Annotated in this window: 15 protein-coding genes; 2 read left to right on the top strand and 13 right to left on the bottom strand. The window is 64.2% G+C overall.

The features are described from left to right. Nucleotides 1-22 precede the first annotated feature (22 nt). The gene (ugpC, locus tag FJ956_RS00500; protein WP_140677739.1) at nt 23-1,078 is read left to right on the top strand and encodes a sn-glycerol-3-phosphate ABC transporter ATP-binding protein UgpC; all 1,056 of its coding nucleotides are present in this window, start codon (nt 23-25) and stop codon (nt 1,076-1,078) included. 37 nt (nt 1,079-1,115) lie between these two features. On the opposite strand, the gene dhaL is transcribed toward ugpC, so the two are convergent. From dhaL to oiaX, 6 genes are all read right to left on the bottom strand, one after another. Further along, entirely contained in the window at nt 1,116-1,724 is a 609-nt protein-coding gene (gene dhaL / locus FJ956_RS00495; protein WP_140677736.1) for a dihydroxyacetone kinase subunit DhaL, read from the bottom strand. 5 nt (nt 1,725-1,729) lie between these two features. Then, nucleotides 1,730-2,737 carry a dihydroxyacetone kinase subunit DhaK gene (locus FJ956_RS00490; RefSeq protein ID WP_140677734.1) on the bottom strand — a complete coding sequence of 336 codons (1,008 nt, stop codon included), beginning with the start codon at nt 2,735-2,737 and terminating at the stop codon, nt 1,730-1,732. A 110-nt stretch (nt 2,738-2,847) separates the two neighbouring features. After that, complete coding sequence (locus FJ956_RS00485; protein ID WP_140677732.1) at nt 2,848-3,303, bottom strand: RpiB/LacA/LacB family sugar-phosphate isomerase; 456 nt, start codon at nt 3,301-3,303, stop codon at nt 2,848-2,850. 11 nt (nt 3,304-3,314) lie between these two features. Next, nucleotides 3,315-4,073, bottom strand: coding sequence for a triose-phosphate isomerase (locus tag FJ956_RS00480; protein ID WP_181170210.1), 759 nt, complete (start codon nt 4,071-4,073; stop codon nt 3,315-3,317). A gap of 63 nt (nt 4,074-4,136) precedes the next feature. Further along, nucleotides 4,137-5,468, bottom strand: a complete 1,332-nt coding sequence (locus tag FJ956_RS00475; protein ID WP_140677728.1) for a four-carbon acid sugar kinase family protein — start codon at nt 5,466-5,468, stop codon at nt 4,137-4,139. A gap of 2 nt (nt 5,469-5,470) precedes the next feature. After that, on the bottom strand, nt 5,471-6,721 hold the full coding sequence (gene oiaX / locus FJ956_RS00470; protein WP_140677726.1) for a 3-oxo-isoapionate-4-phosphate decarboxylase OiaX: 1,251 nt from the start codon (nt 6,719-6,721) through the stop codon (nt 5,471-5,473). Between the two features lie 187 nt (nt 6,722-6,908). On the opposite strand from oiaX, the gene FJ956_RS00465 reads away from it, so the two are divergent. Further along, nucleotides 6,909-7,622, top strand: a complete 714-nt coding sequence (locus FJ956_RS00465; RefSeq protein WP_140677724.1) for a transcriptional regulator NanR — start codon at nt 6,909-6,911, stop codon at nt 7,620-7,622. Between the two features lie 2 nt (nt 7,623-7,624). Here FJ956_RS00465 and FJ956_RS00460 read toward each other — a convergent pair whose 3' ends face one another. The 7 genes from FJ956_RS00460 to FJ956_RS00430 form a co-directional block, all read right to left on the bottom strand. Further along, a complete protein-coding gene (locus tag FJ956_RS00460; RefSeq protein WP_140677722.1) occupies nt 7,625-9,529 on the bottom strand; it encodes a hypothetical protein in 1,905 nt (634 codons plus the stop codon). After that, complete coding sequence (locus FJ956_RS00455; protein WP_140677718.1) at nt 9,526-10,560, bottom strand: Gfo/Idh/MocA family oxidoreductase; 1,035 nt, start codon at nt 10,558-10,560, stop codon at nt 9,526-9,528. The genes FJ956_RS00460 and FJ956_RS00455 overlap by 4 nt, the downstream gene beginning before the upstream one ends. A 2-nt stretch (nt 10,561-10,562) precedes the next feature. Further along, nucleotides 10,563-11,627 carry an ABC transporter permease gene (locus FJ956_RS00450; RefSeq protein ID WP_140677715.1) on the bottom strand — a complete coding sequence of 355 codons (1,065 nt, stop codon included), beginning with the start codon at nt 11,625-11,627 and terminating at the stop codon, nt 10,563-10,565. Continuing rightward, complete coding sequence (locus FJ956_RS00445; RefSeq protein ID WP_140677713.1) at nt 11,624-13,177, bottom strand: sugar ABC transporter ATP-binding protein; 1,554 nt, start codon at nt 13,175-13,177, stop codon at nt 11,624-11,626. Before FJ956_RS00445 ends, FJ956_RS00450 begins: the two co-directional genes overlap by 4 nt. Beyond that, on the bottom strand, nt 13,174-13,830 hold the full coding sequence (locus FJ956_RS00440; RefSeq protein WP_140677711.1) for a DUF2291 family protein: 657 nt from the start codon (nt 13,828-13,830) through the stop codon (nt 13,174-13,176). Before FJ956_RS00440 ends, FJ956_RS00445 begins: the two co-directional genes overlap by 4 nt. Before the next feature lie 82 nt (nt 13,831-13,912). Next, nucleotides 13,913-14,854: a D-ribose ABC transporter substrate-binding protein gene (locus FJ956_RS00435; protein WP_140677709.1), complete on the bottom strand. Its 942-nt coding sequence runs from the start codon at nt 14,852-14,854 to the stop codon at nt 13,913-13,915. Nucleotides 14,855-15,112: 258 nt separating this feature from the next. Beyond that, on the bottom strand, nt 15,113-15,940 hold the full coding sequence (locus tag FJ956_RS00430; RefSeq protein WP_140677707.1) for a phosphogluconate dehydrogenase C-terminal domain-containing protein: 828 nt from the start codon (nt 15,938-15,940) through the stop codon (nt 15,113-15,115). Between the last annotated feature and the right edge of the window lie 12 nt (nt 15,941-15,952).

Raw genomic sequence — 15,952 nt, 5'->3', positions numbered from 1 at the left:
TGCCGGTACGGGAGAAAAATAGGTGTCTGCAATCGAGATAGAACAGCTCGGCAAGAGCTTCGGCGCGGTGGAAGTTCTGCGCGACGTCGACATCGAAATCGCCAGCGGCGAGTTCGTCGTCCTGGTCGGTCCGTCAGGCTGCGGCAAGTCAACGCTGCTGCGCATAATCGCGGGGCTCGAAGAGCATACGACGGGCGAGATCCGTATTGGCGGGCGCGTCGTCGACGAGATGCCGGCCAAGTCGCGCGACATAGCCATGGTATTCCAAAGCTATGCGCTCTACCCGCATATGAGCGTGGCGGACAATATGAGCTTCGCGCTCCGGCTGGCCAAAGTTCCTCGGGGAGAGATCGTCTCCAGGGTGAAGGCCGCGGCCGAAATCCTCGGTCTGCAGGACCTGCTCGGCCGCATGCCGCGTCAACTGTCCGGCGGCCAGCGCCAACGTGTCGCCATGGGCCGCGCCATCGTGCGCGATCCCTCGGCCTTCCTGTTCGACGAGCCGCTCAGCAATCTCGACGCGAAGCTGCGCGTGAAGATGCGTGCCGAGATCAAGAAGCTGCACCAACGGCTAGGACGGACCAGCATCTACGTCACGCATGACCAGACCGAAGCGATGACGCTCGCCGACCGGATCGTGGTCCTGAACAAAGGCCGCATAGAACAGGTCGGCACCCCCACCGAGCTCTACGAGAACCCGGCCAATCTGTTCGTCGCAGGCTTCATCGGCTCTCCGGAAATGAACCTGATCGGGGGTCGCATCCAGAGCGGTGCATTCATCGCTCAGCAGGGCCTACGCTTGCCCTTGCCGCAGGAGACGGGAGTGGGGGACAGGCAAGGCGTGGTCTACGGGATCCGTCCTCAGCACATCGCTATCGGTGGCAGCCACGCAAAGGCGAAAGTCCAAGTGGTCGAGCCGACCGGTGACGCGCAGGAAATCACCTTGACCGCTGATGGCGTCGACCTGATGGTGGAGGTCCGGGACCGACCACCCTTCAAACCGGATCAGGAGGTGAATCTGGAGATTGCCATGCATAAGGTGCATCTGTTCGACGCAGAGACCCGTATGAGGATAAACTAAGGGAGCCTGCTCTCTCGGAGCCGCCTCCAAAAAGGGGTTAAGCGGCTTTCATCGCGTTGCAGATTTCTTCGACCAGCATAGCGGCCGAAATCGAGCCCGGGTCCGGGTGGCCCAGAGAACGCTCGCCGAGACGTGCGGCGCGGCCGACGGTTGCAACCATGTTGCGTGTCGCTTCTGCTCCCTGCCGGGCAGCCGCGATTATGGTATCGGCATTCTGACCATCGAGTGCGGCATCGGCGGCCGGTCCCCAGGCATCGAGCATCGTCTTCTGGCCGGGTTCCACCTTGCCACGCTGCACGATGCCATCGCGCATAGCCGCAATGACGGTTCGCAACTCTGTTCTGGGCATCGATCCGCGCGGGCCCGCGGCCTTGCCGGCGCGCAGAAGGGCGGTTGCATAGAGTGGTCCGGACGAGGCGCCGACCGCGTTGAGAAAACCTTTGGCGGCGGCATTGAAGACATCCTGCAACGTGTCCTCGGCGGCCTGGGCCGCATCGGCCGCGGCCTTCATGCCTTGTTCCATGGCGATGCCATGGTCGGCGTCCCCGATTGCCCCGTCAAGCACGCAGAGCCTGTCGCGCTCAGCCGCCATCCGCGCGGAAAAGGCGCCGAAAAGGGCTTTCAAATCCCCGGTGGTAAACTCCATCGCGTTCAGCTCCGGAACATGGCGCAGTCGCAGGGGTGGTCGATCATGCGCTGCAATTCGTCGTCGAGATGCATGATGGTGATCGAGGCTCCGGCCATGTCGAGCGACGTGCAGTAGGGCCCGACCAGCGTCTTGTGGACGACCAGCCCGGCAGCCTTCAGGCGTTCCGCGATGCGCGCGTTCAGGATGTAAAGCTCCATCAGCGGCGTCGCACCGAGCGAGTTGACCAGCACCGCGACGCGCTCGCTGGCCGGCGCTTTCATTTCCGCTAGGATCGCGTCCATGATTTCGTCAGCGACGTCGTTGGCCGAACGCAACGTCCCGCGCCGCACGCCGGGCTCGCCGTGGATGCCCATGCCGATCTCCATCTCGCCAACGGGCAGATCGAAGCTTGGCTTCCGCGTTTGTGGCAGAGAACACGACGAGAGCGCCACGCCCATGGTGAAGGTGCGGTCGTTGGCGTGACGGGCGATCCGCTCCACCTCGTCCAGCGGCATCATCATGTCGGCGGCGGCACCGGCGGCTTTGAAGATGAACACGTTGCCGGCCACGCCGCGGCGCTTTTGCCGTTGATCGAGCGGCGCCGATGCGATGTCGTCGGTGGTCAGCACCGTGCGCGCCTCGATGCCTTCCATCTCCAAAAGCTCGGCCGCCATGTCGAAGTTCATCACGTCGCCGGCATAGTTGCCATACATGAACAGGACGCCCGCGTCGCCGCTGGCGGCCATCGCCGCGTCGACTGCCGGCTGCGGAGGGGGCGACGCGAAGACGTTGCCGATCGCGGCGGCATCCGCCAGTCCCTTGCCGACATAGCCCAGGAAGGTCGGCTCATGGCCTGAGCCGCCGCCGATCACCAGTGCGACTTTGCCGGCCCGCGGGCCATTCTTGGCAACGACCGCGCGCGGGGCGTTGTCAGGGCGCCAGAGATGCTCGGGATGCGCGGCCATGATACCGACCAGCATTTCGTCCACGGCCGCATTGCCGTCGTTGATCAGCTTCTGCGTCAGGCTCATTCGGGTCTCCCTGTATCATCTCCGATCTTGAGACTAGAGTGTTTCGCGACGGCGGGGAAACGGTCTTCTTCTGGTCCAACCAAGGTCGCGAAGCATGAAGTCGCGAAGCCTCAGCGAGCGTTGTACTTTGCGTCGATCTGGTCGATAGCGGCAACATTGCCGGCCGACCGCCCCTGCGGATCGAATGTCTCCTTTAAGAAGGCATCGGCGATCGACTTCGCCAGTTCCGTGCCGATGACGCGCGCACCCATGGTGATGATCTGGGCATTGTTCGACAGCGCGGCGCGTTCGGCCGAATACGTATCGTGGGTCAGCGCCGCGCGGATGCCCGGCACCTTGTTGGCCGAGATGCAGACGCCGATGCCGGTGCCGCAGATCAGGATAGCCCGGTCATATTTGCCGGCCAGCACATCGCTCGCGACCCGGTCTGACAGGTTGGCGTAGAATGGATCGGCGCCGGCCTCGGTGCGCGACACCTCCGACACGTCGTGCCTGTCCTTCAGGTAATCCGCGAGAACCTTGGCCAGGCCTTCGCCGGCGCTGTCGCCTGCAACCGCGAGCTTCATGATCGTCTCCTTCATAATGTTGCGGCGCATCTGGACAGGATGTCGAGATAACCCTCGACAGCCCATGCGGAGCGCCCGATGAACAGCCCGTCGATATGCGGGCATGCGATGAGTTCGGCGCAATTGCCGGGATTGACCGAACCGCCATAGAGGCAGGGGACACGGCGCCCGAGCACGTCTTGGGCAGTAGCGACGATCTCCGCCTGGCGAGCGTCGGCATAGTCCGAGGCTGCCGGAATGCCGTTTGCACCGATCGCCCAGACCGGCTCGTAGGCGAGCAGGATCGGGGCGCTCTTCTGCGCGGCGCCGAGCTTGGAGAGTGCGCCGCGCACCTGCCTGGCGAGAACCTCGCTGGCAAGGCCGGCCTCGCGCTCGGCCAATGTCTCGCCAATGCAGATCAGCGGAATGAGGTCATGGCGCACCGCGGCTTCCGTCTTGAGGCCCACGGTTTCGTCGGTTTCGCCGAAATGCTCACGGCGCTCGGAATGGCCGAGCTCGACGATGTCCAGATTGCAGTCTTTCAACATCACCGGCGAAATCTCGCCCGTCCATGCGCCTTCATCGGCCCAATGCATGTTCTGGGCTCCGACCTTGACAGACGTGTCCTTCAGCATCGCCTTGACCTCGCGCGCGACCGTGAAGGGCGGGATGACGAAGCGCTGGACACGCGGGTCGCCTTCCGGATCGGCAAGCAGCCCGCTGGCGAAGGCCCGCGCCTCGGCAAGCGTCTTGTTCATTTTCCAGCTCGTGCCGATCCACACGTCAGGCATCCGTGTCATTGGTGCGTCCCCTGGCGGCGGCGAGCCGAGTGCGGTGGGTGCGGCATGGCGCCATCAACCGCCGAGACCGTCTCGGATGGCTGAGAAATACCGGTCGGTTCCGACTTGTCCGCCCTTCAGTGCGACCTCCAGCCCATCGATCGCCGCAATGCTCGAATGCGCGACGCAGAGCGGCGAGCCGGGCGAGGCAGGCAGCGGCATCCTGACCGTCAGCGCATCGACGCCCATCTGGCCGAGCGCGTGGCTGGACGTATCGCCTCCGGCGACGATGACACGCTTCAGCTTCTGGTCCACGGTCAATGCGCGAAGCAGTTCGCCCAGGCCGCGGCCGAGCTTGTGCCGGGCGCCTTCCTGGCGGTCGATCTCGGCGCCGCGATCGGCGGTTGGACCAAGCGCGGTGTAGAGGATGACGCTGCGTCCGGCCGCGAGGCTGGCATTGCCGGCTGCCGCCGCGCGCGCGATCGCTTTTTGGGAACCCTCGGAGACCAGCTCGACCGGGTCGACCTCGATGCCGTCGAAGCCGTCGTTCATCGCATGGCGGATCTGCCGTTCGGTCGTGGGCGAACAACTGCCCGACACGACGGCGATGCGGTCGCTCGCTCCCGGCGCCCCGAAGCCGGCCCCTGCTGGCGGCGCGGTATTTCCCGCCCATTCGGCAAGCAACGCGTATTCGATGCCGGAGGAGCCGACGACGAAGTACCCGCCCGGCTTTCGGGTGCGCCAGATTTCCTTGCCGGCCAGCGCCTGGCTTTCGGGACTGTCGACATCGATGAGGAGGATCGCCGCGCCGGCGGCCAGCCTGTCGAAGACTGTGGTCCCGCCGGGCGAGCGCAATGTCGCCAGATCGAGCAATTCGGATGGAAGATCCGTTTGCCGTGACAGATGCACCAGGAGGTCGGATTCGTCCATCGGCGTTGCCGGATGACGGCTCATCACTGGGTGACGGTCGATGCGGTAGTATCTGTCACGATAGGCGGCGAACAAATGGCCGAAGGCGGTGTAGCGCTTGAGCTGCGGCGCGCCAACCACCAGCGGCACGCAGTCCTGGGTGAAGACGGTTCGGCCGATCTCAATCGCCCTGCCGATGCTGCCGATTGTCGGGCTGGAATCGAAGGTCGAGCAGACTTTGTAGTGGCAGAGCTCGGCTTCAAGCGTTTTCAGCCAGGCAAACGCGTCCTTCAGATGCGTGTCCATCCACTGCGGGGATTCGCTTCGGCTGGTGCCAGCGAGCCCGACGGCGCGGCAATGCGCGAAGCGCGCCATCAGTGCGGCATCCGGCTTGCGCATGAACAGCACGGTCGGCACGCCGCCGAGTTCCAGCGCCTCCATGACGTCGGTCGAGCCGGTGAGGTCGTCGCCATAATAACTGAGAAGCAGCTTCTGCATGCTCAGGCCGCCTTGCCGTCGGCGAATTTCTCGATCGAGCGCGCCAGTTCCACATGGGCTTTGGCAAATTCCGTCAGCGGAATACCCTCGACCGCTGCCTGCCAGGCCTGCAGCACGGCGCGCACGCCGGCTCCCGGTCCGTCCGGATGGCTGACAATGCCGCCGCCGCAGAGGTAAAGCAGGTCAATCGTGCGTCCTGTACGTCGATAGGTTTCCGGCGCCTGTCCACCCCATTGGCCGGAGCAGGCCACGGGCAGCGCGCAATCCTCAGGCGAAAACATCGGCGTCGCCACCGCCTCGAAAGAGCGGACGAAGGAGTCATCCGGCTCCCAGTACTTGGACGCGATACCATTGATCTGGAACTGGTCGACGCCAAGCAGTCGCCAGAACTGCTGCCAGACCTTGAAATCCATACCAAGGCCGGGGTGGCGGGTCAGGATGTCCCAACCATTGCGATGCGCATGCAGCACCAGTCCGCAGCGTTTGCGCAGGAAAGCCATGCCGCCAAAACCGATGGAGTTGATGTTAATGACGGCGCAATTGCCGCCCGCCTCGAGCACCATGTCGTGGTTGCGCATCATTTCGTCCGGATCGGCATGCGAGATGCCGAAGGCGTACATCACCTTCTTGCCGATCCTTTGCTCATGGTCGTGGATCAGCGGCATGATCGCCTTCACCCGCTCCGACAGCGGCGAATAGGCCGGGCTCATCAGCTTCTCGTCATCCTTGATGAAGTCGACACCGGCCCCGATCAGCTCGCCCACCATTTCAGCCGTCTCATGCGGCCTCAAACCGAGCGCCGGCTTGACGATGGTGCCGATGATCGGCCGGCTTTCGACGCCGGTCAGCCTGCGGCTGCCGGCGACGCCGAATTGCGGACCCGGATGAGCGCCCCTGAATTCCTCCGGCAGCTTCATGTCGATGACTCGGATACCGGACAGGCCCCTGATCGAATAGGTGCCGCCGACCGCAATCGTCATCAGCGCCGCGAGATCGGTGCCGATGGCGTCGAAGGGAAAGGCGATGTCGACATCGGCACGCTTGAAGGGACCGCTGCCGGCCTCGGGAATGGAAGGTTGCGCCGCGTCCGGCAGATGCCGGATCGCCAGCACGCGCGCCGCCACGCGCGCCTTCAACTCCTCGGTTTCACCCGGCAACGCGACGAAGGTGCCGGTCGACTGGTCGCTGGCGATCTTAGCCGCCAGTCCCTCGATGCTCCCCGAGGTTTCGATGCGATAAGTGAGGGTGATCATGGCCGGCAATACCCAGTCGAAAACGCAGGAAAAGAATTCCCTGCGCCTGAAATCTGGTATAATGAGTACATGAGCATTGCAAGCACTATCCTGCCCTGCGGCGCGCCATGCGCAAGGACGACGGGCATTCGGGAAATTGCGGTCGCGGTGCTAGATTGAACCAGGGCCAAGGGAGTGATTCGCGGCGATGAACCGTTCGGAACCGATCGTCCGGCGCAAGCTTTCCGATGAAGTCTTCGTCAGGCTGAAGCGGCTGATCACCAGCGGTGAATTGCAGCCGGGCGACGACATGCCGTCCGAGCGTGAGCTGATGGAGCGCTTCGAGGTCGGCCGGCCGGCGATCCGCGAGGCGATGCAGGCGCTGAGCAATATGGGCCTGGTTGCCATCTCGCATGGCGAACGCGCCAAGGTGCTGCAGCTCACCGCCAAGTCGATCATCAAGCAGGTCGACGGCGCGGCCAAGATCATCCTGTCGTCGTCGAAAGACACGCTGGAGCATTTGAAGAGCGCGCGCATCTTCTTCGAGCGCGGCATGGTCAAGGAAGCGGCAGAGAAGGCGACGCCCGAGGATGTGCAGCGGCTGAGGGCGACCGTCGCCGAACAGCGCGGCGCGCGCGGCGATGCCGAGGCCTTCATCTCCGCCGACATGCGCTTTCACACCCAGATCGCGGCGATCTCCGGCAATCCTATCTATGTCGCCGTCAGCGAGGCGATGCTCGGCTGGCTGAAGGAATACCATACCGAGATGCTGATCTGGACCGGCAAGGAAAAGTTCACGCTGACCGAGCATGAAGAGATCGTCGGCAGTATTGAGAAGAAGGACGCTGAAGGCGCCGAGAAGGCGATGATCAAACACCTCGAACGTTCGCGCGCCCTCTATGTGATGAACTCCGAGAAGTAGCCTCAGCCGACCCTGGCTATGGCGTAGGCGGGCATTGCGAGGTGCCCCGGAACTGTGCCTGGGCCGAACCTGCGCGCTTCCGCTCCGTCCCAGATCGTAACTTGGGCTGGCGCTCCGCGAACCAGCGCCGAGATGTCGACGGGTACATCATCCGACGTGATGTTTGCCAACCAGGCTGTGGTCAGGCCGGCCGGCGAGTGGCCCGCCAACGCGGCCACGCGATCGTCGCTGAGACGCACAGCGACATGAGTGTGGCCCGCCAGTGCGGCCAGGCCTTGCACCGCATGGAAGATCGGCCGCGGCGTTCCTTCTTCGGCGGGTTCGCCCGCGGCCGCAAGCAGACCAAACGATCCTGTGAAGCTCGAGAGCGTCAGCATCTCCAGGCCGGCCGGCACCACGCGCGCGGCGTAGCCGATCGTCCACGCGGCGGCGAACAAGCCGGCATGGCGCGGATCGCGATTGGCCATGGCTATGCGCTGGCCGCCTGAATTGTCCTTGGTCGCGCCGCCATAAGGGTTCTGCCGCATGGGGATCGTCGAGGGTCCGATACGATAAGGCTTCGCGCCGTAGATCGCCCTTGTCGACCCTGTGATGAAAGGCAATGCCTCCAGCGATTGCATGACGCTGAGGTCGTCCGCCGCATGCACGATCGGGCAGGTGCAATGGGTGATGAAATCGAGCGCGCCGGCGGGAACGCGTTTGCGGTTAAGCTCGGTGAAATAGCTGAACATGCCGCCGCCTAGACGGAGGTCCGGAAAGGCGCGGCGGGCGGCGGCGTAGACGTCCTCGAGCGGCGGGCAGTCTGGCCAGGTGCTGCCCGGCGGCGTCGACTGGCGGTCGACCGAAGGCGAGACCGCGATGGCATCGAGCCGCAGGCCCGCTCTGCGCACCATCTCGGCGACACCGGAGAGTTCCGCGTCAAGACCGCCGGCGCAGGCGACCACGCACTCGAGCGTTGTCGCGGCCGGGTATGCGGCGATAAGCCTGGCATGAGCCTGCAAGGCGTCCAGGCCGTGGCCGCGTGTCGGATCGTAATGGAGGAGAAGCTGCTGTGGGCCAAGCCTCTTGAGCAGCGGCAGTTTGTCCAACGCCGCCTCGACATCTTCCGGATAGATGACCACACCGACATCAGGCAGCTTCGCTCCGGTCTCGCCGGGTTCGATGCGGACCGGCTCGGCGCCGGTTGCTGCGGCAGTCTCCTTGGAGCCGCCGGTGATGCGCAGGCTGATCGTCTGGCGCATCGGCTGGCCGGCCGGCAGCACATAGGGCCATGGCAGAGCGAGCGGCCGCACGTAGGTCTTGTAGGAAGCATCCGACCAGTTGCGCTGGTCCTCCATCTCGAAGACGTCGCCTTCCATCCGGCATTCGGCGCTGACGCCCGGCCGCACGTTATGGGTGATGGCGCGCATATCCTTGAACGGCTGCCAGGGGTCGATCAGCAGCGGCAGCTTGGTGTCCACGATGGTGCCGTCGGTGTGCTCGACCTTGACCGGGCTGCCGGCGAGGCCGGCGATTGGATGCAAGATGCAGAAGCCGCAGCGGTTGGTCTCGAAATCGTTCTCGGGCAGCGCACCCACATCGAAGCTGAGACGGCCGTCGGCGTGGCCTTCGATCGTGGCGCGGAAGCCGAGCCGGCTACCGCCAGGAGCTTCGCAGCTTGCCGAATAGCGCACGGAGAAACGATCGTCGGCTTGTTCGATCTCCAGATCCGCTAGTACCGGCTCATAGGTGCCCCAGTCGCGGTCGCGCACGATATAGGCGATGGCGCGCAGCACCTCGATACCGCCATGACGGATGCTGCGCAGATTGCCGTTGACGAAATCGGCGCTGAGCGGGCCGGCACGGAGCCGGACCGGTTCGGCTTCAACCGCGCGTGTGCCGTAGAGGAGGAAGGGATCCGCGGTCATTTGAGCAACTCGTCGATGCGCACCGGTTGCCGGCTGGCCGCACCGGCATAGGCAGCCTCGACCAGCGCGAATGTCTTGAGGTTGTCGGCGCCGGAGGTGGCGGGTTCCTTGCCATCGGCAAGGCAGTCCACCCAGTGCTTCTGGATCGCGACGACGCTCTCCTGGATATTGTGCCACGGCCGCGACGCCCAGGTGAGCAGCGGCGGCGAGACATCGGTGACGCTAGTGCCGCTCCTGCCGGTGACGGTGAGCTTGTAGCCCTGCGCCAGCCGGATCGTGCCGTCCGAGCCGTCGAGCTCGATCAGCGTCTCGGGGAACGGTTCGGTGGCAAGCTTCGTCGCGTAGCTGCAATCGACCACCGAGGTTGCGCCATTCTCGTGGTCCATCAACATCGTCGCCACGTCCTCGCCGGCGATGGCCGGATTGACGCGCGTGGTGCGCGCGATGAGGCTCGACACATCGCCGAGCAGGAAGCGAGCGATGTCGAGGATGTGGATGCCGAGATCCTCGATGATGAAGCGCTTGCCTGTCGCTAGATAGGGCTGTCCGGAAAACACGTCATAGGCCGAGCGGAACGAGATGCGTCCGAAGAACGGCGTGCCGATCTCGCCGCTGTCGAGCACAGCGCGTACCGCCTGGATCGGCGACTGCCAGCGGAAATTTTCGTGCACCATCAGCGGCACGTCCGCGTCGGCGCAGGCGTTCACCATGGCCTTGGCGTCGGCCAGCGTCGGCGCGAACGGCTTTTGGCAGATGACGGGGACGCGGTTACTGGCCGCCATCTCGACCAGCGGCCGATGGCTGCTGACGGTGGTCGCGATGTCGACGAAGTCGAGCGTCTCATTGGCAAACAGCGCGGTCGCATCGCTGTAGCGCTTCGCGATGCCGAACTGATCGCCGAGGATTCTCAGTCGCTCCGGGTCGCGGTCGCAGATAGCCACGATCGAGGCGCCGTCGATATCGCGCCAGCCATGCATCTGGTTGACGGCGAAGAAGCCGCAGCCGATCAGCGCTCCACGCAAGGTCGCCATGATCAGCCCACCTTCGCCATCTGCTTCAGCGTCACGCGGCTCTGCAGCCGGCGCTGCGCCTGGTCGACGACGACGGCGACGATGATGACGAGGCCCTTGATCACCATCTGCCAGAACGAGCTCACGCCCATCATCACCAACCCGTCGGAAAGAATACCGATCACGAAGGCGCCGACTATGGTGCCGCCGATCGTGCCGCGTCCGCCCGACATCGAGGTGCCGCCGAGCACCGCGGCCGCAATCGCATTGAGCTCGAAGCTCTCTCCCGTCGCAGGATGCGAGGCCATCAGCTCCGACGAGATGATGAGGCCGACGATCGCCGCGCAGAAACCGGAGAACATGTAGACGAACATCTTGACCATGTTGACCCGCACGCCCGAAATCCGCGCCGCGCGTTCGTTGCCGCCGACGGCGAAGATGTGGCGGCCGAGCGGCGTGTAGCGCGCGAGATAGGCAGCACCCAGCGCCACCACCACCAGGATCCAGATCGAAACCGGCAATCCAAGCATCTTGCCGGCGCCGAGATAGCCGAAGCCTGTGGTGCCAAGCTCCGGCTTGCCGACGAGGTTGGGGAAGGTTCGGCCGTCGGACGACAACAGCGCCAGGCCGCGCGAGACGTAGAGCACGCCAAGTGTAGCAATGAAGGGCGCGACGTTGAGCCGGGTGATCAGCAATCCGTTGATAGCGCCGATCGCTATGCCGACCAAAAGCGTGATCAACGCGATCTCGACGACGTTAAAATAGACGGTATAGCCGATTTGCAGGTCGATGCCGTTGAGCACCAGGTAGCCGGCGACCATGCCGCACAGGCCGACGATCGAGCCGACCGAAAGGTCGATGCCGCCGGTGATGATGACGAAGGTCATGCCCATGGCGAGGAAGGCGTTGAGCGCCACATGCTTGGCCATCAGGATCATGTTGGCGGCCGACAGGAAGTTCGGCGCCGCGATCGAGAAGAACACCAGTACCACGATCAGCGCGATGAAGGTCCTCAGCTTCATCAGGGTCAGGAGCAGCGAGCCGCTGGAAGCGGCGGACGCCGTCGCCTTGCCTGGAATGTCAGTCATCGGGCGTTGGTCTCCGTGTGCGGGGCGGGTCCATGACCAAGCGCCGATGCGGCGACGATCGCCGCCTCCGTCGCCTCGGCGCGATCGAACATGCCTGTCAGCTTGCCGTTGCTCATCACCGCGATGCGGTCGGACAGTGCCATCACCTCGTCGAGGTCGGAGGTGGCGAAGAGGATGCCGAGTCCATCGCGGGACAATTTGCGCATGGTGCGGAACACGTCCGCCTTGGCGCCGACATCGATGCCGCGGCTGGGCTCATCCATCAACAGTACCTTCGGTCCGGTGAGCAGCGCCTTGCCGATCACCACCTTCTGCTGGTTGCCACCCGATAGCGAGGAAACCTCCTGCGCCGGGTCGGCGACCTTGATCGAGAGCTCCCGCACCATCTGTGCGACGGCCTGGCGCTCGGCACCGCCGCGGATGTGGAACAGGCTGACGAAGCGCGACAGGCTGGCCAACGTCAGGTTGCTGGCGACCGAGAGGATCGAGACCATGCCTTCGCGCTGCCGGTCTTCGGGGATGAGCGCCAGGCCGCGCTGGATGCGCCGCGCCGTGTCGCGCTCCTTCACCGGCTTGCCGTCGATGAAGATCCTGCCGCTCGCCTGGCCGTGGCGGCCCATGATGCAGTCGAACAGCTCGCTGCGCCCGGCGCCCATCAATCCGTAGATGCCGAGGATCTCGCCGGCGCGCAGCGACAGTGAGACATGGTCGACCGCCAGTCCGCCGGTAACGCGCGGCAGGCAGATCTCCTCGGCGCGGAACACCTCCCCGCCCGGCTGATGGCCGTCGGCCTTGGCGAAATCCTTGGCGTCCGAGCCGATCATCTGCCGCACGATCCATTGCGTGTCGACGTTTTTCATCTCCTCCTGGCCGGTGATGCGGCCGTCACGCAGCACCGTGATGTAGTCGCCGATGCGGATCAGCTCCTCGAGGCGATGCGAGATGTAGACGATGGCGACGCCGCGCGCCTTGAGGTCGGCGATCACCTTGAACAGGATCTCGACCTCGGCCGCGCTCAGCGCCGAGGTCGGCTCGTCCATGATCAGGATGCGCGCGTCGAGCGAGACCGCCTTGGCGATCTCGACCAGCTGCTGCTGGCCGATGCGCAGGTCCTCGACCAGCATGTCCGGCCGGATGCCGGCCTCGAGCTGTTCGAGAAACTCGGCGGCGCGCCGCTCCTGTCCCTTGTGGTCGATCTTGCGAAAGGCGTTGATGAGTTCGCGCGTGGCGAAGATGTTTTCGGCGACGGAGAGATTGCCGAACAGGTTCAACTCCTGGAACACCATCCCGATGCCGCGGCTGACGGCCTCTCCCGAGGACGAGAACGAAACCTCGTTGCCGTCGAGCAGGATGCGGCCGGCGGTCGGTCGCTCGACGCCGGCGATGATCTTCATCAGCGTCGACTTGCCGGCGCCGTTCTCGCCGACCAGCACGTTGACCGCGCCTTTGCGCACCTCGAAATTGGCGTGCTTGACCGCCACGGTGCCGGCATAGACTTTGGAGATGTCTTCCAGCTTGAGGATGACGTCGTGACCGGGCGAAGGGCTCATGGCTTCGGTCCGATCTCGGCCTCCGCCGGCGTCACCAGCGGCAGGTCCAGGCCGCCTTCGATCGTGTAGGCGCCGAGCACCTTCGCGGTGCGGCCTTCCAGCCCGTCGCGCGCCAGCTTGGACAGCACCGTCTTGTCGGCATAGCCGTTGAAGGCCTTGCCGAACTGGGCGAAGTCGATCTGGTTGGTGAAGTCGTTGAACTGCACGAAATCGAGGCTGTCGCGAATGGCGGTGCCGCGCATCGCCGGCCCGATCTGCACGCGCGCATCCGCCTTGCCGTCGCCATCGACGTCGACATCGATGGTCGCCGCGCGCGATTGGGTGTTGGCTGCGACGATCTTGCCTTCGAAACGCACCACGAAGGTCCACGGCGAATTCGCCTGCTTCTTGGGATTGCCGTATTTGGCGCCGGCGGCCGCCTGATCGGTTTTCGCGAGCGCGTGCACTTCGGCGAACGGCCCTGCCTTCTGCTGCAGATAGGGGATGACCTTCGAGGCCCAGATATCCTCGACCATCCTGTCGGGATTGAAGGTGGGCGCCTTGCTCTCTTCCTGTGCCGACTGCGTTGGCAGGATCTTGCAGGCGCTGAGGCCAATGCCGGCAAGTGCGGCAAGGGTCAGCCCAATGGTCGGCCAGGTCAACTTGTTCGGCATGGCGGTCAATAAGCACCCGGATCGTGAAATGGAGGCGAGGGACGAACCCGGGTTCGCCCCTCGCTGTTGCACCCTTGCCGGCTCAGTTCTTGAGCGCGAAGGTCTCCAGCTTGGGAGCATTGTCGCCGTTGATCAGAACGCAGTCCATGAGCTGCTTTTCCTTCTCGGGCGACTTCTTGTTCTTGATGAAGTCGTTGGCCTGCTCGACGGCCATCTGCGCCTGGGCGTAGGCCGGCTGCAGCACGGTCGCTTTGATGCCGCCGGAGGTGATGGAGTCGCGCACGTCATTCGAGCCGTCAAAGCCGACGACGATGACATCCTTGCGGCCGGCCGCGGCCAGCGCCGCATAGGCGCCCATTGCCATCGTGTCGTTGCCGGAGATCACGCCCTTGATGTCGGGGTTGGCCTGCAGGATGGACTCCATCTTGGAATAGGCCTCGGTCTGGCTCCAGTTGGCCGACTGCTGCGCGACCTTCTTCAGGTCCGGATAGTCGTCGATCACGTCGTGATAGCCCTTGGAGCGGATGCCGGCATTGGTGTCGGACTCCTTGCCGACCAGCTCGACATAATTGCCTTTCTCGCCCATCAGCTTGACGAATTCCTGCGCGCCCAGCTGGGCGCCCTGGTAGTTGTTGGAAACGATCTGCGCCACGGCGACGCCGGTGGCGTTGATCTCGCGATCGATGAGGAACGAGGGGACGCCGGCGTCCTTGGCCTTCTGCACGGCAGCGACGGTGGCGTCGGCGCCGGCATTGTCGAGGATGATCGCCTTGGCGCCTCGGCCGATCGCCGTGTCGATCAGTTCGGACTGCTTGTTGGCATCGTCGTCATGCACCAGCACCAGCGTGTCGTAGCCGAGTTCCTTGGCCTTGGCTTCGGCGCCCACCGCTTCCGCCTTGAAGAACGGATTGTCGTGCGAAGGCGTGATGATGGCGATCAGGTCCGCCGCGTAGGCAGGCATCGCGGTGCCGAGTGCGAGCACGCCGGCGAAAGCCGCAAGCGTCATTCTGCGAGTGAGTTTCATGAAGTCCTCCCGTTAAAAACCTGCCCCGGACGGCCGAGGCCATTTGTCTGAATTCGTAAGGCGGTGCAGATCGCGTCGTTCGGATTTTGAAAGCCTTTGCCGGCTTTGTGTCCGAGCCTTGTCTCGTCGCTCCCCCGCCGTCCGTCACTCCTCCATGGTCGGATTTCCCAAAAATCCGAAGCCAGGGCAGCTAAAGCTAACTGGTATGATGAGTCAACCACTAATTCAGGTGATATGTACCTAACTCACGACTTCGCGTCAGGTTATGCGCTGGATGCTGGCTGCGATCTCTTCCGGTTCGAAGACCCGCTTCCAGTCGTCGCGCATGAGCACCGGCTTGCCGAATTCGATAGCCTTGTTGCAGGCGTCCGAGAACACACCCTTGGTTTCACCGAAGATGACGGCGCCGAGCACGTTCATGTGGCCAAGCAGGAAGTCGAGCGCCGCCTGCCTGTCGACGCCGCGCGCCACCACCTCGTCGACGGCTTCTTTCATGACGACGAGCAGCGAAGCACAAACCGTCTCCGACAGACCAGGCTCCAGTAGCGCCATTTGCTCAACGGTCACGCGATGCGAGCGCATCACCGGCGCCCAGATGATCCGAGCGATCTCCTCGCCCTTGGCATAGTCCTGCTCCGGACCCTGCATCAGGGCGCTGACGAAGTGTTGCTTCGCCTTGACGCCGCCGAAGAAGTCCTTTTTGGCCGCCATATCGGTTTCGTCATTGAAGATCGGCGGATGGCAGGGATGGGTGACGAAATAGGTGAGATCCGGACGCTTCGGCAGGTGGCCGGCAAAAGGCGCCGCCGCGTCGAGCACGATCACCATCGTGCCGGCCGCGAGCTTGCTCTCGATGCCGGCCGCCACCTTGCCGATATGCGTGTCGGGAACGGCCAGGATCACCACCTCGGCGCCCTCGAGCGCCTCGTCGACGCTCATCGTGTCGATGCCGAGCCCGGTCTTTAGGCGCTCCTTGCCCGCTTCGCTGATCTCGACATGGCGGATGGTGTAGGGCGAGCCGCGAAAATTGGTCGACAGGCGGTAGCCCATTTTGCCGCCGGCACCCAATAGCGCAATCGTTGTCATCAATCTGCTCCT

It is taken from the genome of Mesorhizobium sp. B2-4-3, from assembly GCF_006442815.1.
GTDB lineage: Bacteria > Pseudomonadota > Alphaproteobacteria > Rhizobiales > Rhizobiaceae > Mesorhizobium.
The sequence above is the reverse complement of the archived record's forward strand: the minus strand, read 5'-3'. Positions and strand labels throughout refer to the sequence as shown.

What these genes read in the sequence shown, in the direction of transcription:
- dhaL (WP_140677736.1), bottom strand. Translation starts at nt 1,724, where the DNA reads ATGGAGTTTACCACCGGGGATTTGAAAGCCCTTTTCGGCGCCTTTTCC.
- FJ956_RS00490 (WP_140677734.1), bottom strand. Translation starts at nt 2,737, where the DNA reads ATGAGCCTGACGCAGAAGCTGATCAACGACGGCAATGCGGCCGTGGAC.
- FJ956_RS00485 (WP_140677732.1), bottom strand. Translation starts at nt 3,303, where the DNA reads ATGAAGCTCGCGGTTGCAGGCGACAGCGCCGGCGAAGGCCTGGCCAAG.
- FJ956_RS00480 (WP_181170210.1), bottom strand. Translation starts at nt 4,073, where the DNA reads ATGCCTGACGTGTGGATCGGCACGAGCTGGAAAATGAACAAGACGCTT.
- FJ956_RS00475 (WP_140677728.1), bottom strand. Translation starts at nt 5,468, where the DNA reads ATGCAGAAGCTGCTTCTCAGTTATTATGGCGACGACCTCACCGGCTCG.
- oiaX (WP_140677726.1), bottom strand. Translation starts at nt 6,721, where the DNA reads ATGATCACCCTCACTTATCGCATCGAAACCTCGGGGAGCATCGAGGGA.
- FJ956_RS00465 (WP_140677724.1), top strand. Translation starts at nt 6,909, where the DNA reads ATGAACCGTTCGGAACCGATCGTCCGGCGCAAGCTTTCCGATGAAGTC.
- FJ956_RS00460 (WP_140677722.1), bottom strand. Translation starts at nt 9,529, where the DNA reads ATGACCGCGGATCCCTTCCTCCTCTACGGCACACGCGCGGTTGAAGCC.
- FJ956_RS00455 (WP_140677718.1), bottom strand. Translation starts at nt 10,560, where the DNA reads ATGGCGACCTTGCGTGGAGCGCTGATCGGCTGCGGCTTCTTCGCCGTC.
- FJ956_RS00450 (WP_140677715.1), bottom strand. Translation starts at nt 11,627, where the DNA reads ATGACTGACATTCCAGGCAAGGCGACGGCGTCCGCCGCTTCCAGCGGC.
- FJ956_RS00445 (WP_140677713.1), bottom strand. Translation starts at nt 13,177, where the DNA reads ATGAGCCCTTCGCCCGGTCACGACGTCATCCTCAAGCTGGAAGACATC.
- FJ956_RS00440 (WP_140677711.1), bottom strand. Translation starts at nt 13,830, where the DNA reads ATGCCGAACAAGTTGACCTGGCCGACCATTGGGCTGACCCTTGCCGCA.
- FJ956_RS00435 (WP_140677709.1), bottom strand. Translation starts at nt 14,854, where the DNA reads ATGAAACTCACTCGCAGAATGACGCTTGCGGCTTTCGCCGGCGTGCTC.
- FJ956_RS00430 (WP_140677707.1), bottom strand. Translation starts at nt 15,940, where the DNA reads ATGACAACGATTGCGCTATTGGGTGCCGGCGGCAAAATGGGCTACCGC.